Raw genomic sequence first — 25,424 nt, forward strand, 5'->3', positions numbered from 1 at the left:
AATTTTTCTATAATTCTCCCTCTTCGTAATCTTCTGGGGTTTCGGTAATAGATATTTGACTAACCCCAAGTACCTCAATCATTTGGGCTAAATTGACGATAGTTGGATACTCCAGCAAATTTTGTAAGGACAATTCCACCGAGAAAATATCGCGGGAACGAGAGATCACCTGAGTGGCTAATAGAGAATGTCCGCCTAGTTCAAAGAAATTATCCTTAACCCCAATGCGTTCCAATCCCAAAACTTCACTCCAGATTTGTGCCATTTGAGCTTCAATAGGAGTGCGAGGTGAGACAAAACCCGTTCCCAGATTTCTGGAAGCTGTATCAGGTGTAGGTAATGCGCGACGATCTACTTTACCATTGGGAGTTAAGGGTAAAGCATTTAGCAGGACAAAAGCTTGAGGAATCATGTAATTGGGTAGCTTTTGTTGGATAAATTCCCGCACTTGCGGCACAAGCTTCTGGACTAACTTACCATAGAGGGGATTGTTCGTATAGTCAGTCCAGGGTTTAGTTGTAATTGTCTCATGCTCCCAAAAACTTGGGTATGATTGTATATCAGAAACTGGCGTTGAACTGTTACGGCTCAATACCACATCAAAACAACCATCCTGACTACTTTCCCACCAACTGAGGTGGACTGTGTAGCCTAACTCCTCTCCTATCTGCCAAATTTGCTCAGGATTGATCCCCACCATTGGCTGTGCGGCTAACCGTTGTCGCAGTTCTCCCACCGTAGAGGCGGCAGGAGGATTTTCCCACCAGCCTAAAACCTGCCGCGCCTGTTGTAGCCGTTGATTAGGTACATCTCTGATTCCTAACCATTCTGGCTGAACCAACTTGAGCTGATCTTGTAATTGTGTCCACGAAAGTTGGTCAAGTTGCCAATTTAACCAAGGAACTGCCCTTTTCTCCACATTAGTATTTAGATGCAGAGTGACATCATAGCGGAATTGGGTTAACTCATTTTGAGCATGACCGCGCTTAGGTTGAATCTCTACCCAAGTAATCTGGGGAAAACGTTGTTGTAGAGCAATGAAAAATCTGGGATCAATGAGTAGTTCTTCTTCGGCAGCCACAGTCTGATGTACCTGCTGTTGCCATTGTTCAACGGTTTTGTCAGACTCGGCGCGGGCTAACTGTACGGCGGCATGGTATGGCAAGAGCAAGGGTAAACTACGGACATCCCCCACGAATATCTTACCTTGAGAGGCGATCGCTGTCATTGCCCCTTCTAAAACCTGTAACAGATAGTCCACACTGGGAAAATACTGTACTACTGAGTTCACAACCACCGTATCAAAGGCTCCTTGGGGGATACCTTCAAAGTTATCTGCTGTTTTGTGTAGCAGGCGGACATTTTCTAGACCCTGGATCTCCCCACATAATCGCTCCAGATTGCGAATAGTTGCTGAGGAATAATCCGCTCCCCAATATTCTTGACAATGGGGAGCAACGCGAAATAGCAATAACCCACTACCGCAACCAATTTCTAACACTCGCTGCGGTTTCCCTAGCAAAATTCGGCTCACCGTACTCTCAACCCACTCCCGCATTTCTGAATCGGGAATGGCTTTGCCAGTATAACTACTGTTCCAACCACTAATATTGAAGGTGGGGTCATCTGTTGGGGTTTGCTGTTGGCTATAGGATTGTTCATAGAGTTTTTGCCAATCACTAACATACTCGCCTTGCCATTGCGCCAACTGTTCTGGTAAAACTTGACCCTGGAGAGCCGGAACTAAATAAGCCACCAGACGTTTATCACCAGGGATGTCTTCTCTTGCTATGACGACACTTTCCTGTACTAAGGGGTGTTGGCTTGCAACTGCTTCAATTTCACCCAGTTCTATGCGAAAACCCCGAATCTTCACTTGATTGTCGATGCGTCCCAGGTATTCAATCGTCCCATCCGCTAAATAACGACCTAAATCCCCGGTTTTATACAATTTTGATGGGCCAAAGGGATTGGAGATAAATTTCTCTTGGGTTAATTCTGGTCGGTTGAGATAGCCTCTGGCTACCCCAACGCCAGCAATATGTAATTCTCCTGGTACACCAATCGGTACAGGCTGTAACTGGGAGTCTAAAATGTAAACTTGGACGTTGGCAATGGGACGACCAATGGTAACTTTTGGGTCGAAAGGGGTGCATTTTGCCAGAGTTGCACAGACGCTTCCTTCTGTCGGTCCATAAGCATTAAAGAAATTGCGCCCCGCTGACCATTGTTTGATAAGTTCAACCGCACAGGCTTCTCCCGCGACAATTATGGTTTGCAGGGTAGTCAGTTCGACTTTATGCAGAACAGCTAATGCCGATGGTGGTAGGGTGATATGGGTAATGGCATAATCTCGTAATCGCTCAATTAAGGGCGTACCGGGCATTAGAGAATCTTTGCTTCCTAGATAAAGTGTCCCTCCCGATCCCAAGGACATCAAAATTTCTGATATACAAGCATCAAAACTCAAGGAAGCAAACTGGAGAATTCGACTATCAGAATGCAAACCAAAAGCCTGAATCTGAGCTTGAGCTAGGTTGCACAATCCTTGATGCTCAACCATTACCCCTTTCGGTTTACCTGTAGACCCAGAAGTATAAATTACATTGGCTAAGTTAGCAGCAGTGACGATTCCCGTGAGATTTTCTTGGCTGTTTTGGGCAATTTGTTGCCAAATTTCATCTAAAAATACAGGTTTGGCTGGATGTTGGGGTAATTTTTCAATGAGTGTCCATTGGGTCAGCAGTAACGAAACTTGACTGTCCTCTAACATCAAGCTCAGACGTTCTTGGGGATACTCAGGGTCAAGCGGCACGTAAGCACCGCCTGCTTTGAGAATTCCTAAAATTCCCACGAGCATTAAGGGCGATCGCTCTACACAAATCCCCACCAACTGCTCGGTTTCTAGCCCCAAAGACCGCAGGTAATGAGCTAACTGATTAGCGCGATTGTTCAACTGTGCATAGGTCAGTTGTTGATTTCCACAGACTACTGCGATTGCATCGGGAGTCTGTTCTGCCTTTTCTTCTACTAATTGATGAATACACTTGTGGTAGGGATCATCGGTTTGGGTATCATTCCATTCCTTTAATAGTTGATGGCGATCGCCCTCTGTTAGTAAGGGTAGTAAAGCCACCGATTGTTGGAGATTGTCAACAATTGCCCCTAATAAAGTTACAAAATTTTGCATCATCCGGGCAATAGTTGTCCCATCAAACAAATCCCTGTTGTACGAGCAAAAGCCCCCCAGACCTTCTGGTACGTCCCACAAGTAAAGTTCTAGGTCAACTCGAACCGAGTCCAGTCCTGAAGGCATATCCTGGACCCTGACACCAGGAAAATCCCAAGGCGCAGTTGGCGCATTCTGGAGGGCAAATACCACCTGCGTCAAGGGATTGCGATCCAAGTTCCGCTCCAGTTGCAACTCTTCCACTAACATTTCAAAGGGTAAATCCTGATGCTCGTAGGCGTTTTGGGTAACTTTTCGCACCTGCGCTAGTAAGGCTTCAAAGCTCGGTTCTGGGGAAAGATCGAATCTTAGCGCCAATGTATTGACAAAAAAGCCAATTAATGGTTCGATTTCTTGGCGATTGCGATTAGCGATCGGTGAGCCAACCACCAAATCTGTTTGTCCACTGTAACGAGACAGTAACACTACAAAACCCGCCAACAGTGTCATAAACAGAGTGCTTCCAGACTTTTGAGAGAGCTTTTTCAGCTGCTGGGTTAGCTGGCTATCTAGTTGCAGTTGCTCTGTACCGCCTCGGAAAGTTTGTATAGCTGGGCGGGGGCGGTCTGTGGGTAATTCTAATAGAGGTGGCGCACCTGTTAACTGTTGCTTCCAGTAGCTTAATTGACGCTCTAATACTTGATTTGTCAGCCACTGACGCTGCCAGACAGCGAAGTCGGCATACTGTATGGATAATTCTGGTAATTCAACAGAACTACCCGTTGAAAAGCTGCGGTAATAGGCTGAGAGTTCATCGATCAAAATGCCCATTGACCAACCATCAGCTGCAATATGATGAATTGCTAGTAGCAATACATACTCGTCGGGCGCAACTTGCCAAAGCTTGACTCGCAGCACTGAACCATTAGCCAAATCGAAGGGTTTACAGGCTTCTGCTGTCGCCAGTTCCTCTACTTGTTTGGTGGGGTCTTGGAGATTTTGTAAATCCACCACTGGTAGGGTGATGGTCATACTGGGTGCGATCGCCTGCACTGGCTTATTATCCTTAATCTTAAACTGAGTCCGCAGCGGTTCATGACGTTGCCCGATCGCCGCAAAAGCTTGCTCTAAAGCTTTGACATTGAGATTCCCCACCAGCCGCATGGTGAAATCTATTGTGTAAGCACTACTTTCACCTTCCAACTGATTTACAAACCACAGGCGTTCCTGCGCCCACGATAGAGGTATGTCTCTGTCTCGGTCAACAGGTGCGATGGCTGGCACCGTCAAACCTGAACCAGTTTCTAGCTGACTTAAAATCGCCTCACTTAACTGAGCAACTGTCGGTGATTCAAAGATATAGCGTAACGGCAACGAAATTCCAAAAGCTTCCTGCAAGCGAGAGATTACCTGAGTTGCTAGTAGAGAATGTCCTCCAAGTTCAAAGAAATTATCCTCAAGACCCACCTTTTCTATTTGTAGTATTTTTTGCCAAATAGCAGCAATGATTTTTTCTGCTTCTGTATTTGGCATGACATAATCAGCTTCACTTAGAACAGTTAGCTCTGGTTTTGGCAGGGCAAGGTGGTCTATCTTGCCGTTTGGTGTTAAGGGCAAGTTCTCTAGCACCACAAAGCTGGAGGGTATCATGTAGTCGGGCAAGAGTTTCTTAAGATTAGCTCTCAAATATCGAGCTAAATTATCGGGGTAATTATTTTTTACATTGCCATAATCAGCAAATAATCGTTGATAGAAACGTGTTTGCCGGAAATTATTTTTATAGTGATAGGAGACATATTCAAAGTTAATATTTTCTCCATTCTTTTTCAGCAGACGACCTTTAATTGCATAATCTGGGTTGAGATTATTTTCGCAAAGTGTCCTGGAACAAACTGCTTGAATGACATCACCGTACTCAACCTCAATCCCCGGTTCAAATAATGGTAAATAAACAGGAAGCCAGCAATATTCATGTTCGAGAATATCTATTTCTTCTCCGGCAATAGTATGCAAATTCAGCCATACCAAAAATCCATTCATTCGCCCATTTTTGTGAATTTCCAATTGAACTTCATGGGAAAATTCTGGGCTAATATATTCATTGAAGTTCAAGTCTTCCAAAACATCCACAGTGGATAGAACATTTGCTTGGGAAAATTTCTTAATACATACCCTTAAGTCAAATGGATATCCGACTTCCTCAAAGATTTTTTTGGTGTAATATGCCGGAATTTCAGCAAATTTAGGATTGTGTAATATTTCATCTGGGAGAGTGACAGCCGCCATCTTAGTAATGCTTCTTTCAGGAATCATCAAACCATCAGGCTTGAGAAATCTTCTCGCGTTATTAATAATTACTGCTGCTCCTTCAGAGCCACCAATTGCTCCCACGATTTCGGAAACGCAGACATCAGCGAGTTCTGGGATATCAACTAAAGTTGCATCTCCATGAATGACTGTGATTTTGTCTGCTAAACCTAACTTTTCAATACAAGCTCTTGCTTGGCGGCAGGTTTCCTCATTTCTTTCAATTGCATAAATTTTATTGGCACCCCCTTGGACACAAAATCTGGATAAGATTGCATCTTTACCTGTGCCAATTTCAACGACTATTTTATCTTTGACCAATTGATTAATAGCGACTTTATAACTATCGTTACGTCGATGGTCATTGGTCATAGCGTAATACAGCAAGTCGTCATAGACATAGTATTCAGCTATAGATGGCCATAGCTCTACTTTGTCTGTTGATAATTTTTCTGGTTTCTTTGATGATTCGAGGTTTTTCTGTTGCGGTACAACATAAGCTACCAGGCGTTTGTTATCCGGTTGGTCTGACCGTGCTACGACCACTACTTCCCGTACTTCTCTTAGCTGGGACAGCGCAGCTTCAATTTCGCCCAACTCAATGCGGAAGCCACGAATTTTTACTTGATTGTCAATTCGCCCTAAATACTCCAATTCGCCATTCGGCAGATAACGAGCTAAGTCACCGGATTTATATAGTAGCTGCTCGGAGTTGCCATTAAAGGGATTAGAGATAAACCGTTGTGCTGTCAGTTCGGCGCGATTGAGATAGCCACGAGTCACCCCAGCACCACCAACGTACATCTCACCCGCAACCCCAATCGGCACTGGCTGTAAATGTTCATCCAGCACATACACCTGTAAGTCCCCAATCGGACGACCAATTACACTTGCTTTACTATGCAAATCGGCTTTGCTCAATGGACGATAAGTTACATGTACAGTGGTTTCTGTAATCCCGTACATATTCACTAACTGGGGCGACTGGTCGCCGTGTCGGTCAAACCAAGGCTGCAAACTATTGAGTTCTAAAGTCTCTCCTCCGAAAATTACCAGGCGCAAGTTCAAATCTCCAACAGTTGCAATTGACTGTTCTGCTGGAATCAACTGACGGAAAGCTGATGGTGTTTGATTGAGAATTGTAACTTTCTCTTGACATAGTAATTCATAGAAGGATTTGGGCGATCGCGTTACTAAATATCCCACTACTACCAGTCGTCCACCATATAGCAATGCACCCCAAACTTCCCAGACAGAGAAATCAAATGCATAAGAGTGGAACATTGTCCACACATCTTGAGAGTTAAAGTTATACCAAGAGTCTGTGGCTGCAAACAGACGCACTACATGAGAGTGGTTGACTAAAACGCCCTTGGGCTTACCTGTAGAACCCGAAGTGTAGATGACATAAGCTAGGTTACTTGGTGTGGCGATATTGAGAGGATTTGAGTTGCTGTTTTGAGCAATTTTTTCCCCATCGCTATCTAAGCAGACGATATGCGCCTGATGCTGTTGTAATTTCTCAACTAGATGTTGTTGAATCAATAAGACTGAAACTTGAGCATCTTCTAAGATCAAGTTCAAACGCTCTTGGGGATAATCTGGGTCAAGTGGCACATAAGCGCCCCCGGCTTTGAGAATTGCAAGTAGTCCCACGATCATTTCTAGCGATCGCTCTACACACAACCCTACCAGTACATCCGCACCCACACCCAAAGACTGCAAGTAATGCGCTAACTGATTAGCTCGACAATTCAACTCGTGATATGTAAGTTGTTGATTCTCAAACACCACAGCCACAGCATCGGGTGTCCTCAAACACTGCTCCTCAAATAACTGATGGATACACTTATCTTGGGGATAGTCTACTTGTGTATCATTCCACTCAATTAATAACTGCTGCTGCTCAACTGCTGTCAACAGAGGTAATTGGGAAATTCGCTCAAAGGGATTCGCTACAATTCCCTCAAGTAGTGTCACAAAATGACTCGCCATCCGCTCGATGGTGCTGCTATCAAACAAATCAGTGTTATATTCCCACACTCCCACCAGTCCAGTCCCTGTGTTCTCCATTGCTAAGGTAAGATCAAACTTGGCAGTTGTGCTTTCTACAACCAGTGGACTAACAGTTAACCCAGTCAGTTCTACTTGAGAGTTAGGCGCATTCTGGAACACAAATGCCACCTGGAACAGGGGTGTATGGCTGAGGTTTCTTTGGGGCTGTAATGCTTCCACCAGCATTTCAAACGGCAAATCCTGATGAGCGTAGGCGGACAGCGCCATTTCCCGAACACGCCCCAGTAATGATGAGAAACTAGGATCTGCCGATAAATCAGTCCGCATCACTAAAGTATTCACAAAAAAGCCAATTAACCCTTCTATTTCGCTGTGATTGCGGTTAGCAATTGGTGTCCCCACCAAAATATCTGATTGTCCGGTATAGCGGTAAAGTAATGTATCAAACCCTGCCAACAGCGTCATGAACAAAGTTACCCCTTGTTGCTGACTCAGTTGCATTAAGCCTTGAGTTAATTCCAGAGAAAGTGCAAACTCTTGATACGCGCCCAGGAATTTTTGCACAGCAGGTCTGGGCCTGTCGGTGGGAAGGGACAATAAAGCTGGTGCATCTTTTAGTTGTTGTTTCCAGTAACTCAATTGGCTTTGTAGTACCTCCCCGACTAACCACTGTCTTTGCCAAATTGCAAAATCGGCGTACTGAATCGGTAGTGGTGCGGTATTGGCAGACTGACCTTGAGCATAAGCATTATAAGATGTTGCCAGTTCCTGAATAAACACCCCCATAGACCATTCATCACTGACAATGTGGTGCATACAAATTAACAATATGTGTTCTGTCTCGGACAGTACGACTAATGTTGCTCTCAGTAGGGAACCGCTGGCCAAGTCAAAGGGTTGAATAGCCTGTGTAATTGCCAATTCCTGTGCAGATGTTTCTTGCTCCAATCTTGGCAGATGTTGCAATTCAATTACTGATAGTTGCCAATTCCTGACTGTTTGAATGATTTGAGTGGGTTTTCCATCAATGGTGATGAAGTTGGTGCGTAACGCTTCATGGCGATAAATAATTTCTTCTAAGCTTTGTTCTAGGGCTGCAACTTCGAGAAATCCTGCTAGACGCAAAGCTAAGGGTATGTTGTATAAGGAACTGTTGGGCTGTAACTGGTCTAAAAACCATAACCGTTGTTGGGCATAAGACAATGATAATTCTGCATTCTCTGCCCTTGGTAAAATTGGTGGTACTGTTATTTCTAAGTTTTGTCGCTGTGACTGCCCAATCAGATCAGCTAATTGGGCAACTGTTGCTGCTGCAAACAGGCTTCGCAATGGTAGTTCTACTTGGAAGTGGGAACGGATGCGGGATACCAATTGCGTTGCCAGTAGGGAGTGTCCCCCAAGTTCAAAGAAGTTATCATGAATGCCGACTTGCTCCACTTTCAACACTTGCGCCCAAATCTGTGCCAGCATTTCTTCGGTGGGGGTGCGTGGGGGAACATATTTGTCTGTTCTGTTGCTGGATAAATCTGGTGCTGGTAGGGCGCGACGGTCTACTTTGCGGTTTGGTGTTAGTGGGAGAAAGTCCAGAAATACGAAAGCCTGGGGCACCATGTAAAGAGGCAGATTCCTAGAGAGGAATTGACGCAGTTCGCTAATTGTGGGTATTTTTTCGGGATATGGTACTACGTAGGCAACTAAATATTTATCCCCTGGGGTATCTTCGCGGATGATCACACAAGATGTTTGCACATCAATATATTGGTTTAGTACCGCTTCAATTTCTCCCAACTCGATGCGGAATCCCCGAATTTTTACTTGATTGTCGATGCGTCCAAAGCACTCAATGTTACCATCTGGCAAATAGCGGGCTAAGTCCCCGGTTTTATAAAGTCGGGAACTGGGGACTGGGGACTGGGAATTAGCTAGAATTTCTGCCCCTCTGCTGCCACTGAAGGGGTTGGGAATAAATTTTTCCTCCGTCAGTTCTGGGCGGTTGAGATAACCTCTTGCTAAACGAACACCACACAGGTGCAGTTCACCTTTGACTCCCACTGGTACGGGTTGCAGATGACGGTCAAGGATGTAGGCTTGTGTATTGGCAATGGGACGACCAATCAGCACTGAGTTGGCTGTTTCTGATTGAGGATGGAGTAGGTCATGGACTATGGCTGTTACAGATGCTTCGGTTGGACCGTAGACATTTAGACAATTGACGCGATCGCCTACTACTTGTCGCCATATTGTCACTGTTTCCAGGAGAACTGCATCCCCACCCACCGCCACTAACCGCAGACTTGGCGGTACAGTTGCATTGTCTTGAGATACAGCTACTGCCCATTCATGCCAATAGGCTGGAGTAATATTTAAGACGCTGAGACTTTCTTGGGCAATAAATTGGCTCAAGCTGGCAAAGTCAGGGAACATTTGTGTGGGTCTTAATACCACCGTTGCGCCTTTGTACCAAGTGGGGAATATTTCTTCCGCCGCTACATCAAAGCTGAAGGACGCAAATTGCAACACGCGATCGCCGCTAGTTAAACCAAATACTTCACTAATTGCACTGCTATGGTTAACTAAAGCTGCGTGAGTCAGCATTACGCCTTTGGGTTTGCCGGTAGACCCAGAAGTGTACAATAGACAAGCTAAGTTTTCTGGTTTGACCTCACTGACCGGATTTACTTGACTTTGATTCGTCAGCATCTCAGATTCTGTATCCAAGACAATGATTTTTACTCCTTGTACTGGTAGAGAATTGAGCAATTTTTGCTGTGTGATCAGCACAGAAAATTGTGAATCCTCAGATATGTCAGCTAAACGCTGCTGGGGATAATCAGGGTCGAGGGGGACATAACCGCCACCGGCTTTGAGGACGGCTAACAATGTGACGATGATGGATAGCGATCGCTCTAAATAAATCCCCACCAAAACCTCTGGTCTGACACCTAAAGATTGTAGGTGGTGTGCTAATTGATTGGCTTGGGTGTTCAACTCACCATAAGTTAATTGTTGATTTTCAAATATTACTGCTACTGCATCTGGGCTAAACTTAACCTGCTCTTCAAACAACTGATGAATACATTTATCTTCGGGATAATCGGCTTGAGTATCGTTCCATTCTACAAATAACTGCTGTTGCTCAACTGCTGTTAGCATTGGCAATTGGTCAATTCGCTCTTGGGGATTCGCTACAATTGCTTCCAGCATTGTGACAAAATGACCCTTCATGCGCTCGATGGTGCTATGGTCAAACAAGTCGGTGTTGTACTCCCACACTCCCACTAGTCCATTACCTGTGTTCTGCATTCCTAATGTAAGATCAAATTTTGCCGTTGCGCTTTCTATTGGCAATGGACTGACAGTTAACCCAGTCAACTCTACGGTCGATAGGGGATCATTTTGGAGGAGAAAATCTACCTGAAACAGTGGTGCATGGCTGAGGTCTCGTTCTGGCTGCAATACTTCCACCAACATTTCAAAGGGTAAATCCTGATGAGCATAAGCATCCATCGCCATCAACCGAACACGAGTGAGTAATTCCGCAAAACTGGGATTACCTGATAAATCAGTCCGTAAAACTAAAGTATTGACAAAAAAGCCAATTAACCCTTCTATTTCACTGCGATTGCGGTTAGCAATTGGTGTCCCCACTAAAATATCTGATTGTTCTGTGTAGCGATAAAGTAGGGTATCAAAGGCTGCCAACAACATCAGGAACAACGTCACCCCTTGTTCCTGACTCAGTTTTGTCAGTTTTTGAGTTAACTCAACAGAGAGTGCAAACTCATGATATGCGCCGGCGAAGGTTTGCACCGCAGGTCTGGGTCGGTCTGTGGGGAGTGATAATAGGGCTGGTGCATCTTTTAGTTGTTGTTGCCAATAATTCAATTGGTTTTGTAATACATCCCCGGCTAACCACTGTCTCTGCCATAAGGCGAAATCTGCGTACTGAATCGGCAGTGGTGCGAGATTGGCAGGTTGACCTATTGAATAAGCATTGTACAGGGTCGCTAGTTCTTGGACAAACACCCCCATAGACCAGCCATCAGAGACAATATGGTGCATACACACTAAAAATAGATGCTCTGTCACAGACAGCACTACTAATGTCGCTCTCACTAATGCCTGTTTTTCTAGGTCAAAGGGTTGCAGAGCTTGTTGTTGTACTAATTGCTGTGCAGCTATTTCTTGTGCAGTTGTCGATAAATGCTTCAAGTCAACAACTGCTAGTGTCCAATTTGTTGCTGTTTGAATGATTTGTCTTGGTTGTCCATCAACTGTAATTAAATTGGTGCGTAAGGCTTCGTGGCGATGAATAATTTCTTGTAAGCTTTGTTCTAAGGCTGCTTGATTGAGAGTTCCGACTAGACGTAAAGCTATGGGTATGTTGTATAAGGCACTGTTCGGCTCGAACTGGTCTAAAAACCACAGCCGATTTTGAGCAAATGATAATAGTAATTCTGCATTCTCTGCCCTTGGTAAGATGGGTGGGGAAGTTAGTTCTAAGTCTTGTTGTTGTAAATGCTGAATCAATGGCATCAATTCGGCTATTGTCGGTGCAGCAAATAACTCCCGCAATGGTAGTTCCACTTGGAAAATGTTGCGGATGTGTGAAACCAGTTGTGTTGCTAGGAGTGAGTGTCCTCCGGAGGTAAAGAAGTTATCTTCTATCCCCACTTGCTCTACTTTCAGCACTTGCGCCCAAATTTGTGCCAGTATTTCCTCAACTGGAGTGCGCGGGGCTACATATTTGTGTTTGAGTTCGCTGTGTAAATCTGGTGTGGGTAAAGCGCGGTGGTCGATTTTACCATTGGGAGTTAGTGGCAGAGATTCTAAAATGACGAAAGCATTAGGTACCATATATTCTGGTAGCTTGGCTTTTAGGAATTGTCGCAGTTCAGTAACTGTCGGTGTCACCTCTTTTTGTGGCACGATGTAAGCAACTAGGCGTTTATCCCCGGTTATATCTTCGCGAACAATGACGCAAGATGCTTGGACATCGCCTAGTTGACTTAGTACTGCTTCAATTTCTCCCAATTCAATGCGGAAGCCACGAATTTTTACCTGATTGTCGATGCGTCCCAGGTATTCAATGTTGCCATCTGGTAGATAACGGGCTAAGTCCCCAGTTTTATATAATTTTGAATTTTGTACGTCTTTGGCGTTTCTGTAGGGTATTTTAAATTTTGAATTGTCAAAGGGATTGGGGATAAATTTCTCTTGTGTCAATTCAGGTCGGTTGAGGTAGCCTCGTGCTAACCCCGCACCACCGATGTGCAATTCTCCTGGTACACCAACGGGAACTAGTTGCAGATATTCGTCTAAAATGTAGATTTGCGCGTTGGCGATTGGACGACCGATGGGCGGTTTTCTTCCATTGGGTTGACAAATTGCTATCGTCGCTGCAACCGTAGACTCCGTAGGTCCGTAGGCGTTGAAAAAACGCCGTCCCGTTCCCCACCGTTCTACTAATTCTGCTGAGGAAGCTTCACCACCAACGCTTAGATATTGCAAATCGGGTAAGGTCGCTTGAGGTAAGACAGACAACGCCGAAGGAGATAAAAAACTATGGGAAATCTTGTGATCAGCTAAAAAGTCAACCAAGACTTGACTTGGTAACAAGGTTTCAATGTTTGGAAGATACAAGCAAGCACCACTGACGAAGGTAGTAGCAATTTCAGCCACAGATAGATCAAAGCTAAAAGACCCAAACTGAAGCAAACGGCTTTGGGATTGAACTTGAAAAGTTTTGCACCAAGCCAAGCTTAAATTTACCAGTGCCTGATGTTCAATCATTACACCTTTAGGTCGTCCTGTCGAACCAGAGGTGTAGATGACGTAAGCTAAATTATTAGGTGTACTTTGAGGATTGGGATTATCGGTTAACTCCGAACTAAAACTTTCCTGATCTAAACAAATTACTTGGTAGGGATTTTGCTGTTCAGCTATAGGTAATTGGTCTAGGAGGAAACTTTGGGTGAGTAACACCGATGTCCCAGAATCTTTTAGCATGAACTGAATCCGCTTTTGTGGATACTCTGGGTCAAGTGGCACATAAGCACCGCCCGCCTTGAAAATGGCTAATAGTCCCACGATCATCTCTAGCGATCGCTCTACACAAATACCCACCAATACATCTGCTCCCACTCCATGAGAGCGCAAGTAATGTGCCAACTGGTTAGCGCGACAATTCAACTCGTGATATGTAAGTTGTTGATTCTCAAACACCACCGCCACAGCATCGGGTGTCCTCAAACACTGCTCCTCAAATAACTGATGGATACACTTATCTTGGGGATAGTCTACTTGTGTATCATTCCACTCTACCAATAACTGCTGCTGCTCAACTTCTGTCAGCAGAGGTAATTGGGAAATTCGCTCAAGGGGATTCGCCACAATTCCCTCAAGTAAGGTGACAAAATGACCAGTCATCCGCTCAATAGTGCCTGTATCAAACAAGTCAGTGTTATACTCCCACACACCAACTAGTCCAGTACCTGTGTTCTCCATTACTAAGGTAAGATCACACTTGGCAGTTACACTTTCTACTACCAATGGACTAAGAGTTAATCCAGTCAACTCTACTTGAGAGTTAGGAGCATTCTGAAGGCCAAACACTACCTGAAACAGCGGTGTATAGCTGAGATCCCGTTCGGGCTGCAATGCCTCAACTAGCATTTCAAAAGGTAAATCCTGATGAGAGTATGCATCCATTGCCATTAACCGAACACGAGTCAGTAATTCACTAAATCGAGGATTCCCTTCCAAGTTGGTACGCATTACCAATGTATTGACAAAAAAGCCAATTAATGATTCTATTTCACCGTAATTGCGGTTTGCTATAGGAGACCCTACCACAATGTCTGATTGTCCTGTGTAGCGGTAAACTAGGGTATCAAATGCTGCCAACAATGTCATGAATAGTGTTACTTCCTGCTCCTGACTCAGTTTTGTCAACTTTTGAGTTAACTCAACTGAAAGTGCAAACTGTTGATGTGCGCCTACGAAGGTTTGCACAGCAGGTCTGGGTCTGTCTGTGGGTAGGGATAATAACGCTGGTGCATCTTTTAGTTGTTGTTGCCAGTAACTCAATTGGCTTTGCAGCAAATCCCCTTGCAACAACTCTCTTTGCCAAATTGCAAAATCTGCGTATTGAATTGCTAATGGCTCTAACGGTGTTCGCTGACCTATTGAATAAGCATTGTACAGTGCCGCTAGTTCTTGGAAAAACACTCCCATTGACCAGCCATCACTGACAATGTGGTGCATACACACTAATAGTAAGTTTTCTGTCTCGGATAGTACGACTAATGTCGCTCTGACTAACGATTCACTTGCTAAATCAAAGGGTTGAATTGCTTGTTTTTGTGCCAATTGCTGTGCAGCACTTTCTTGTTCGGTTACTTCGACTTCGCTCAGTACAAGTGTAGATAAATGCTGCAAGTCAACAACTGATACTGTCCAATTTATTTCTGTTTGAATGATTTGTGTTGGTTGTCCATCAATTGTCATGAAATTGGTGCGTAAGGCTTCGTGGCGATCAATAATTTCTTTTAAGCTTTGTTCTAAGGCTGCTCGATTGAGAGTTCCTACTAGACGCAAAGCTAAGGGTATGTTGTATAAGGCACTGTTGGCATCGAACTGGTCTAAAAACCACAAACGCTGTTGAGCATAAGATAGTGGTAATTCTTCATTATGATTTTGCATTCTTTTTCCTTGGTAAGATGGGTGGTACTTTTAGTTCTATGTTTTGTTGCTGTAACTGCTGAATCGATGGTGCTAATTCGGCAACTGTCGGTGCCGCAAATAAACTACGCAACGGTAGTTCTACTTTGAAGCTAGTGCGGATGCGTGAAACCAATTGGGTTGCTAGTAGCGAGTGTCCGCCAAGTTCAAAGAAGTTGTCATGAATCCCCACTTGCTCTACTCTCAGGACTTTTGCCCAAATTTGTGCCAATTTTTCTTCAACGGGAGTGCGGGGTGCTACTAAACTCTCTTCTATTCCTGCGCGTGATTCTGGAACCGGTAGGGAGCGACGGTCTATTTTGCCATTGGACGTGAGGGGTAAAGACTCCAAGATGACTATTGCATTTGGTATCATGTAATCTGGTAACTTTTTCTTGAGGAAGCTACGCAGTTCTGCTGTTGTGGGAGCTTGTGCCACTTGCGGTACTACGTAAGCTACCAGACGTTTGTTGCTCGGTTCATCCTCCCTGACTACCACCACACTTTCCCAAACGGCTGGATGTTGTGCCAGTAATCCTTCAATTTCGCCCAACTCAATGCGGAAGCCGCGAATCTTTACTTGCTGGTCAATTCGCCCTAAATACTCTAACTCGCCATTGGGCAAATAACGGGCTAAGTCTCCTGTTCTATAAAGGCGTTCTCCTCCCTTACTTCTTTGGAAGGGGTTGGAGATAAACCGTTGTCCTGTGAGTTCGTCACGATGAAGATAGCCACGAGTCACCCCCTCACCACCAACGTACATCTCCCCTGGAACTCCAATCGGTACTGGTTGTAAATGCTGGTCTAGCACATACACTTGTAAGTCGGGAATCGGGCGACCAATAACACTAGCTGTGCGATTTAAATCGTCAAGGCTCAATGGACGATAGGTTACGTGTACAGTAGTTTCCGTAATCCCGTACATATTCACTAACTGCGGTTTCTGGTCGCCGTGGCGCTCAAACCAGGGTTGCAAACTCTCGAGTTCCAGAGCTTCTCCACCAAAAATTACGAGACGGAGGTTCAAATTGCTCATTCCGATTGACTGTTCTGCTTGAATTAACTGGCGGAAAGCTGAAGGCGTTTGATTGAGAATTGTGACCTGCTCTTGAGATAATAATTTATAGAACGATTCAGGCGATCGCGTCAATAAATACGGCACTACTACCAGTCGTCCACCATAAAGCAATGCACCCCAAATTTCCCAAACAGAGAAGTCGAAGGCATAGGAGTGGAACATTGTCCACACATCTTGAGAATTAAATTTATACCAAGAGTTTGTGGCGGCAAACAGACGAGTTACATGATGGTGGTTGACTAAAACACCTTTAGGCTGACCTGTAGAACCTGAAGTGTAGATGACGTATGCCAGATTAGGCGATGTGGCAGTATTTACAGGGTTGGAGTTGCTGTTTTGGGTAATTTTTTCTAAGTCGGTATCTAAGCAGACAAGCTGTGCAGTATGGGCTGGTAGCTTGTTGACTAATTGCTGTTGGGTCAGTAGCACTTTCACCTGAGTGTCTGTGAGGATGAAACTCAACCGTTCAGGTGGATACTCAGGGTCAAGGGGCACATAAGCCCCACCCGCCTTGAGAATACCCAGTAATCCCACAATCATCTCCCAAGAGCGCTCCACACAAATACCCACCAGCACATCGGCTCCCACACCCAAAGACTGCAAGTAATGCGCCAACTGATTAGCTCGACAATTTAATTCATGATATGTAAGTTGTTGCTCTTCAAATACCACCGCCACTGCATCCGGTGTCCGCCGGACTTGCTGCTCAAATAACTGATGAATACACTGATCAACAGGATAATCTACCTGAGTATGATTCCACTCAATTAATAACTGCTGTTTCTCTGGTTCTGTTAACAAAGGTAATTGGGAAATCTGTTCCAGAGGATTAGCCACAATTGACGAAAGTAGTGTCAGAAAATGACCAGTCATGCGCTCAATAGTGCTGGCATCAAACAAGTCAGTATTGTACTCCCACACCCCAATCAATCCATTACCTGTGTTCTCCATTGCTAAGGTAAGATCAAACTTTGCCGTTGCACCTTCTATTGGCAATGAACTAATACTTAACCCACTCAACTCTACTTCTGACAGGTAAGGATTCTGGAGGGCAAACATCACCTGAAATAGGGGTGTATGACTAAGGTCGCGTTCTGGCTGCAATGCTTCCACCAGCATTTCCAATGGCAAATTCTGATGAGCATAGGCGGATAAAGCCATAGACCGAACACGAGTGAGTAATTCCGCAAAACTGGGATTTTCCGATAAATTACTCCGCATCACTAAAGTATTGACAAAAAAGCCAATTAACCCTTCTATTTCACTGCGATCGCGGTTAGCAATTGGAGTCCCTACCAAAATGTCTTCTGTTCCTGTGTAGCGATAAAGTAGGGTATCAAACGCTGCCAACAGCGTCATAAACAGAGTACAATCTTGTTGCTGACTCAGTTGCATTAACCCTTGAGTTAATTCCACAGAAAGAGCAAAATCTTGATATGCGCCTACGAAGGTTTGCACAGCAGGTCTGGGTCGGTCTGTGGGCAGCACTAACAGGGCTGGGGCATCTTTTAGTTGTTGTTGCCAGTAATTCAGTTGGCTTTGCAGTACATCTCCGACTAACCAGTTTCTTTGCCAAATTGCAAAATCTGCGTACTGAATCGGCAGTGGAGTTAAAGGTATTCGCGTAGCGTCTGGCAGAGAAGGTAGACCTATTGAATAAGCATTGTATAATGCTGCCAGTTCTGCGACAAACACACCCATTGACCAGCCATCAGAGACAATGTGGTGCATACACACATTCAACAGGTGTTCTGTCTCAGAAAGCACTACTAATGTTACTCTGATTAATACTTCACTTGCCAAGTCAAAGGATTGAATAGCTTGTTTTTGTGCCAATTGCTGTGCAGCTATTTCTTGTGCGCTGGTGGATAAATGCCTGAAGTTAACAACTGATACTGTCCAATTTGTTGCTGTTTGAATGACTTGCCTTGGTGTACCATCAACTGTAATGAAATTGGTGCGTAATGCTTCGTGACGATGAATAATTTCTTCTAAGCTTTGTGCTAAGGCTGCTTGATTGAGAGTTCCGACTAGACGCAAAGCTATGGGGATATTATATAAGGAACTGTTCGGTTGTAATTGGTCTAAAAACCACAACCGCTGTTGGGCATAAGACAAGGGTAATTCTGCATTCTCGTCCCTTGGTAAAATGGGTGGGGAAGTCAGTTCTAACTCTTGTTGCTGCAACCGTTGAATATGTGGCGACAATTGAGCAACTGTCGGTGCAGCAAATAAACTACGCAACGGTAGTTCTACTTTGAAGCTAGTGCGGATACGGGAAACCAATTGGGTTGCTAGTAGGGAGTGTCCGCCAAAGGTAAAGAAGTTATCATGAATACCTACTTGCTCTAGTTTGAGGACTTGTGCCCAAATTAGTGACAGGATTTCTTCGGTGGGGGTGCGTGGAGCTACGTATTTGTCCGTCCCTTGACCCTGTAAATCGGGAACAGGTAAAGCGCCACGGTTTATCTTACCGTTAGGGGTTAAGGGGAGGGAATCCAGGATCACAAAGATATTGGGAACCATGTAATCTGGCAGTTTTGTCTTGAGGAATTGCGGTAATTCACTAACAGTACAAGTCATCTGGGAAGACGGCACAATGTAGCCTACTAGCCGTTTATTCCCAGGGTCGTCTTCACGGGCGATCACACAAGCTACCTGTACATCATCTCTTTGGTTCAGTACCGCTTCAATTTCTGCTAATTCGATCCGGAAACCACGGATTTTTACTTGATTATCAATGCGTCCCAGGTATTCTATATTGCCATTGGGCAAATAACGGGCTAAGTCCCCGGTTTTGTAGAGACGGGAACCAGGGTAGGTGCTAAAGGGATTGGCGATAAATTTCTCTTGTGTCAATTCGGGGCGATTGAGGTAGCCTCTGGCTAATCCGGCTCCACTTATATGCAATTCGCCTGGTACACCAACGGGTAATGCTTGTAAATTTTGGTCAAGGATATAAATTTGGGTATTGGAAATTGGGCGACCAATGGGGACAATTTGTGCATATATCTCTCGCTGACAATTGCAGAAAGTTGCATCGATACAAGTTTCCGTCGGTCCGTAAAGATTGTGTAAGTTCACATCTAGCTTGCTTAACAAGCCTTCAAGTAGAGCAACTGGTAAGACTTCACCTCCACAGAAGACGTGTTTGAGGGAGTGACAAGTTTCGATTCCTCCCTGCTCTAAAAGCATTTGTAACAAAGATGGGACAAGTTGAACAATCGTTACCTGCTGTTGGGCAATTAACCTTAACAGATAAGCACTATCAGTATGACCTCCTGGTTTAGCTATTAACAACTGTCCACCGGCTAATAATGGAGCGTAGAATTCCCAAACTGACGCATCAAAGCCAAAGGGAGTTTTTTGCAATACTTTGTCTTTTTCCGTCAGGGGGAATGTTGCTTGCATCCAGGACATATGGTTGCAAAGGTTACTGTGAGAGAGCATTACCCCCTTGGGTGTGCCAGTAGAACCGGAGGTATAAATCACATAAGCTAAGTTACCAGGTTGTACCTCAGTGATTGGACTCTCCTGACTAGATTCACAGATCACCAGCCAGTCGGTATCTAAGCAGACGACAGGCTCTTGGTTTTCAGGTAATTTCTCGACTAAATGCTGTTGGGTTAATAAGACTGAAACTTGAGCATCTGCCAACATAAAAGTCAAACGCTCAGTTGGATACTCAGGGTCAAGCGGCACGTAAGCCCCACCCGCCTTGAGAATACCCAGTAATCCCACCACCATTTCTAAAGAACGCTCTACACAAATACCCACCAGCACATCTGTTCCCACACCCAAAGACTGCAAGTAATGCGCCAACTGATTAGCTCGACAATTTAATTCATGATATGTAAGTTGTTGATTTTCAAACACCACCGCCACTGCATCCGGGGTCAGATCAACCTGCGACTCAAATAACTGATGGATACATTTATCCTGGGGATCATCAACCTGAGTATCATTCCACTCCAGCAAAATTTCCCGCCGCTGCTGCTCAGATAACAAAGGTAGGTAAGCAATACACTGGTCAGGTTCGGTGAGAATACCTTGCAGAAAAACAGTAAACTGCTCTTGCATTCTGGCAATACTGTCATTATTCAATATATCGGTGTTGTAGAACCAACAACATTTCTTCCCATCTGAGGAAATTATGAAAGTTAGATCACTTCCCAACGGACTTTGGTAGTCCTCTAGTTTTTCCACACGCTCTACAACCACTGGGAAAAACTGCTCACTACCCCGATGATCGGACAACGAACGAAGAGATGGATACCTAGTCACCACATCCCGGACATAAGTTAGGGGAAGTTGGGTAAATTCGAACTGTTTTTTTAAAGCCGCAAAACTTTGCTCGTAATCTATATTTACCCGATAAGGAACAACTGACGCAAACAAGCTTTCGAGTCCGACCAACTGTCGTTGTAATTCAATATCTTTAAATCCGATATCAAAACATCCGCTGCCACCAATTCGAGCCAGATAAGTAATAAAAGCAGCTGCGAGAAAATCACTTCGGTGCCATTGGGGATGGCGTTGTAACCACAAGGTAATTGCCTCATCGGGTACAAACATCCTGGCTCTGGCATACTGTGGTTCTTTCAGGTGTAATGATGCTGTCTGCTTTGCCTCAGGAATAGTGATGGACTCTAAGATTCCTAGCCTTTCTACCCAAAAAGCTTCATGCTTAACAATTGACTGATCAAACTTCTCAATCTGCTTGACCTGATTAGGCTCAAGATCACAAAACTGATACCCGACCTGCAAGCCAAATTTCTCCACCAGATATGAAATTGATAGTGCTTGACTATTAATAGCCAGTACCTGACGTAGTGCAATATCATAACTTGCTGTAGAAACTGTGATATAAGTAGGTTCAATGTTTGTGATCGTTCCCGGAGGGTAGTTGGACAAGTTACCCTGAACCTCAAGCTTAGAGACTATAAACAAATTGCTGTCTATAGCCAATTTAGGCCGACCTAATGGATTGGGATAAGAACCAAAATCTAAAGCCCTAATCAGGGCGTCTAACTCATAAGCACAACGCTTCCATGAGATGATTCCGCCTGCCCTCAGCCTTTTGAAGCGGGAAAAATAGGTGCGCTGATTCAGGTTTACTTTGGTTGCTACAAATGTACCAGAGGATAGCTCATCAACTAGTTGAGCAAATGCATTAATAGCAGATTCATAGCATTTCCCATTCAGAGTCAAAGCTGTCTCGTCATCAGCAATATCGATAATTACCTGCTTCAGGATATCGCCCGCATCAACCATAGCGGCCATTATATGCCACGTCACCCCATGAGTCTTCTCCTGATTCATCAACGCCCAGGAAGTGGCATTGACTCCTGCATATCTTGGTAGGGGGGCATCATGATAGTTGATCGCAAATTGGCGTGGTAACTCTAGAATTTCCTGGGGTAAAACATACCTATTGACAATACTGAACAGGTAATCAAAAGGCTGCTGGCTTAAAAATTCTCCGAGATGATCTGTTGGCTTAATATAAGGTATGTTTTTCCCCTCAGCCCAGTTAATTATCGATGCATCTGCGGAGATAATGCCGTAAATTACGTGACCTTGATTGATCAGTATTTCAGCACATTGAATCGGTAAAGTTCCCTCGCCAATAATAAAGCAATTAAATTTATTTTGATGATTAGCCATAATAGCGAGTTTTTTAACTATTTTGTCTATTTTAGTTATTTAAAATGCTTACGTATAAGTTCAACCAATGATTACCGTATAAGAATTTTCCCTCATTTGTCAATGCGTAAGTTCTAAATATATTTTGTTAAAGTTATGACTCACTCTTATAACTTACGCAAGTGTCACACCAAAATCTATTGTAGGGTGCATCAGATATCAACAATCTGTTTATTTGCTAGATTTTTGCGGTCTGATGCACCTTACCAATGTGACAGTTAGGGTGCGGAATGTGGGATATAAAGATGCACCGTTAGATAGATAAGCATAAGTCTTACCTGCTATCTATTGCATTTTTTTGATAAAGCTGAGATTATTTAAAAGTCTAGGTTAAGTGCGTTGGAGTTAAAAATATATGGGACTCCTATGGGATTTTGGCACAAAACTACCATAGCATTGGGATCAGTGTACAAGTCTTATAGGAAAGAATGATCAGTCAGCATTTAGAAACTACGACACTTGTAGTGTGAGTATTGCAGCAACAGTCAATATATTTACCAACAAGCTATATTGCCTGATAGATAAAAATAAATTATGTATATAGTTCGTTGATTAATTACAAATTATATGATTTGGAGATGAAAATGTTGTGACAAATCAAGTAAATACCCAATCAGTTCTGACATTTGATGGTCAAGATGACTACATAAATTTTGGCAAAAATGATATTGGTGGTGTGTTTGCTCAGGGGAGTTCAGCCTTTACGATTTCCGGATGGGTGAATCCGCATCAACTCACCAATAAAGCAACTACATACGGGGCACACAATGTATTTTTTGCCCGTTCTTCAGACCGATACAGTGATAATTTTGAATTTGGCATCAGTGAAGAAGGTAATTTAGATGTATACATTGATGAAAATATTGACAATGTTATTAAAACCTTTGGCAATGGAGAATTAACCATCGGACAATGGCACTTCTTTGCCATTGTTTTTAATGGTGGTCAACTGACTATATATCTTGATGACCATGAATATACTGGGTCTTTGACAGGTTCTTCTTTGAACAAAGCAACTAGTCCTATAACCATGGGGGCGACTTTACACAATAATGTATACTTTACAGGACAGTTGGCAAATATTAGCGTCTGGAATTATCCCTGCACTCAAGACCAAATCCAAACGCATCGCTCTAGTCCTCTAGTCGGAAATGAACCAGGATTAGTAGCCTACTGGAGATTAAACGAAGGAGAAGGAACAACTGTCCAAGACCAGAGTGGAAATACCCATAATGGAACCTTGTATGGTGATCCCAGTTGGAATTTAGCACAAGTTCTATTTGCGATCGCACAATCATCCAGCGAGGGACACAGACCAAGTAGTTCACCTGCAGAGATAGCCGAAATCGCCCAAACTACCGAATACCCAATCCCAGACAATATTCAACAACAGGAACAAGCGCAAACACCCTCTCAAGAGGAATCGAAACAAACTATGAATAATACAGCAAATCCCAAATATAAAATACTTGCTATTGATGGCGGTGGTATTCGGGGTATTATCCCCGCAATCATCTTAACTGAAATTGAAAAGCGGACACAAAAACAGATTTTTAGTTTGTTCGATTTAATTGCAGGTAGTTCCAGCGGAGGAATTCTCGCACTCGGACTAACTAAACCGCGATTAGATTTAGCAGGATCTGATAGCCCACCCGTCGCCCAATACAGCGCTGAAGAACTTCTGCAAATATATTTGGAATATGGGGCTGAGATATTTTACGAGCCATTCTGGGAACAATTACTCGGACAGCTAGAGGATATATTCGTTCAACCAAAATATTCTTCAGAGGGGAGAGAAGAAATTATCAAGCAATATTTTGGCGACAGCCCTTTAGAAAATAATCTCAAAGAAGTTTTCGTAACGAGCTACGATATCGAGCAGCGAATTCCCATATTCTTTACTAATAAGCTCGAAAAACAACAGACTAAATCGAAAAAGTTTCGCAAGTTATGCCTAGGTTTTACGCTCACAGATGCAGCATTGGCAACTAGTGCAACTCCGACTTATTTTGCTCCCTATCGTGTTTCCAGTTCCCATAATACCAACGGCTTCTATACATTAGTGGATGGGGGATTAGTTGCGAATAATCCCGCTAATTTGGCTATTTTAGAAGCGCAAATTAGTAGGCAAGAAAATCAACAAGCCCTGAATATGGAGGATATCTTGGTAGTATCCTTGGGTACCGGTTCCCTGACCAGTGTCTACCCTTATGACCAAGTGAAAAATTGGGGACTATTGCAATGGACAAAGCCGCTGTTAAATATGGTGCTTGACGGCGGGAGTGAAGTAGTAGCTGGAGAATTAGAACGGTTGTTTGAGGCTACTAATAAAGGTCATAAAACTTCTTATTATCGGTTTCAACCATTCTTAAAAAGTGAACTCGAAGATATAGATAATGCCAAACCAGAAAATCTGCGCCAATTACAAACTTTAGCGAATATACTGATTCAAGAAAAAAATCAAGAAATCGATGAATTGTGTAGTATCTTGTCAAGTTAGGGACTGCCAAAATAAAAAATATCCCATATTTAGGGTGCGTCAGCCGAACGGTTATTAATTGAAATCACAGATTGATAAGATTGTCAGCAAAAGTATCACAATTTTAGGTAATTACAATGGACGAAATCGTTAAAAAATTGGCTGGTCTGGGTCTTCCTGGCATAATTCTCGTGGTTTTAGCAGTTTCATCAGCAGGTAGTAATGCTGCTATTATTGCTACCCTCACATCTGTGGGAGGACCGTTTGGTATCCTCGGAGGTATAGGTCTGCTTGGTCTGACAACAGTTGTAGGGGATACTGTAGCAGGCTATGGAATTGAAGCTATTCTCAAGGCTATATATACAGAACGTAGCAAAACCGAATCAGTCAGATTTCTGCTCAAAGAAATTAAAGATTTGCCCATTTCAGACGACCTAAAACTCAAACTGAAAAATCACCTCAGTCCCGAAGCCAATACTTCTGCTGAAGCACCAGCACAACCAAGGGAAGTGGAAATTGTCGAGGAATAATTTCTGGATTTACCCTTCTGTCACAGTCAGTAACTCAGTCCCTTTAGGACTGAGCTTGCCAGAAAAGCAGAAACTTACACAAATATAGTTCTGTTTCCCTTTTTTATAGGATAACTTGGTAAGCGTAAAACTCAGTGGCTTTAGCCGGAGAGATATAAGCGACACAGACGAATTTATTCGCCTTCAGTCTTCATTTTTTCTATAAGCTTATCGGTAAATTCTCTTAATCGTTCTTGCCAGTCTGGGACGGCTTTTAACTTTGCCTTGACTCCAGGCAACACTTTAAAGCAAACAGGGTCTTTATCAAATGGCTGTTTACTTGTGAAACCTAATTTGTTATTTTTCTGGAATGGCATTGCTATTTAGTAAATATGTTGATATACTAACAATATCACAACATTGCAGGTCGAACAATGT

The 25,424-nt window shown here is 43.7% G+C and carries 5 protein-coding genes; 2 read left to right on the forward strand and 3 right to left on the reverse strand.

The annotated features are described in order from the left end of the window. Positions 1-7 precede the first annotated feature (7 nt). Complete coding sequence (locus tag FJR09_RS19175; RefSeq protein WP_168653542.1) at positions 8-15,196, reverse strand: non-ribosomal peptide synthetase; 15,189 nt, start codon at positions 15,194-15,196, stop codon at positions 8-10. Continuing rightward, positions 15,183-21,959 carry a non-ribosomal peptide synthetase gene (locus tag FJR09_RS19180; RefSeq protein WP_168654161.1) on the reverse strand — a complete coding sequence of 2,259 codons (6,777 nt, stop codon included), beginning with the start codon at positions 21,957-21,959 and terminating at the stop codon, positions 15,183-15,185. Before FJR09_RS19180 ends, FJR09_RS19175 begins: the two co-directional genes overlap by 14 nt. Before the next feature lie 628 nt (positions 21,960-22,587). On the opposite strand from FJR09_RS19180, the gene FJR09_RS19185 reads away from it, so the two are divergent. Together FJR09_RS19185 and FJR09_RS19190 are read left to right on the forward strand one after the other, a co-directional pair. Continuing rightward, on the forward strand, positions 22,588-24,498 hold the full coding sequence (locus FJR09_RS19185; protein WP_015079728.1) for a patatin-like phospholipase family protein: 1,911 nt from the start codon (positions 22,588-22,590) through the stop codon (positions 24,496-24,498). Between the two features lie 116 nt (positions 24,499-24,614). Next, entirely contained in the window at positions 24,615-25,007 is a 393-nt protein-coding gene (locus FJR09_RS19190) for a hypothetical protein (protein ID WP_015079729.1), read from the forward strand. A gap of 173 nt (positions 25,008-25,180) precedes the next feature. On the opposite strand, the gene FJR09_RS19195 is transcribed toward FJR09_RS19190, so the two are convergent. Beyond that, positions 25,181-25,363, reverse strand: a complete 183-nt coding sequence (locus FJR09_RS19195) for a hypothetical protein (protein WP_015079730.1) — start codon at positions 25,361-25,363, stop codon at positions 25,181-25,183. Positions 25,364-25,424: the final 61 nt, after the last annotated feature.

The organism is Dolichospermum sp. UHCC 0406 (assembly GCF_009712025.1).
GTDB lineage: Bacteria > Cyanobacteriota > Cyanobacteriia > Cyanobacteriales > Nostocaceae > Dolichospermum > Dolichospermum lemmermannii.

Coding starts and splice junctions, on each gene's coding strand:
- FJR09_RS19175 (WP_168653542.1), bottom strand. CDS start 15,196: ATGCAAAATCATAATGAAGAATTACCACTATCTTATGCTCAACAGCGT.
- FJR09_RS19180 (WP_168654161.1), bottom strand. CDS start 21,959: ATGGCTAATCATCAAAATAAATTTAATTGCTTTATTATTGGCGAGGGA.
- FJR09_RS19190 (WP_015079729.1), top strand. CDS start 24,615: ATGGACGAAATCGTTAAAAAATTGGCTGGTCTGGGTCTTCCTGGCATA.
- FJR09_RS19195 (WP_015079730.1), bottom strand. CDS start 25,363: ATGCCATTCCAGAAAAATAACAAATTAGGTTTCACAAGTAAACAGCCA.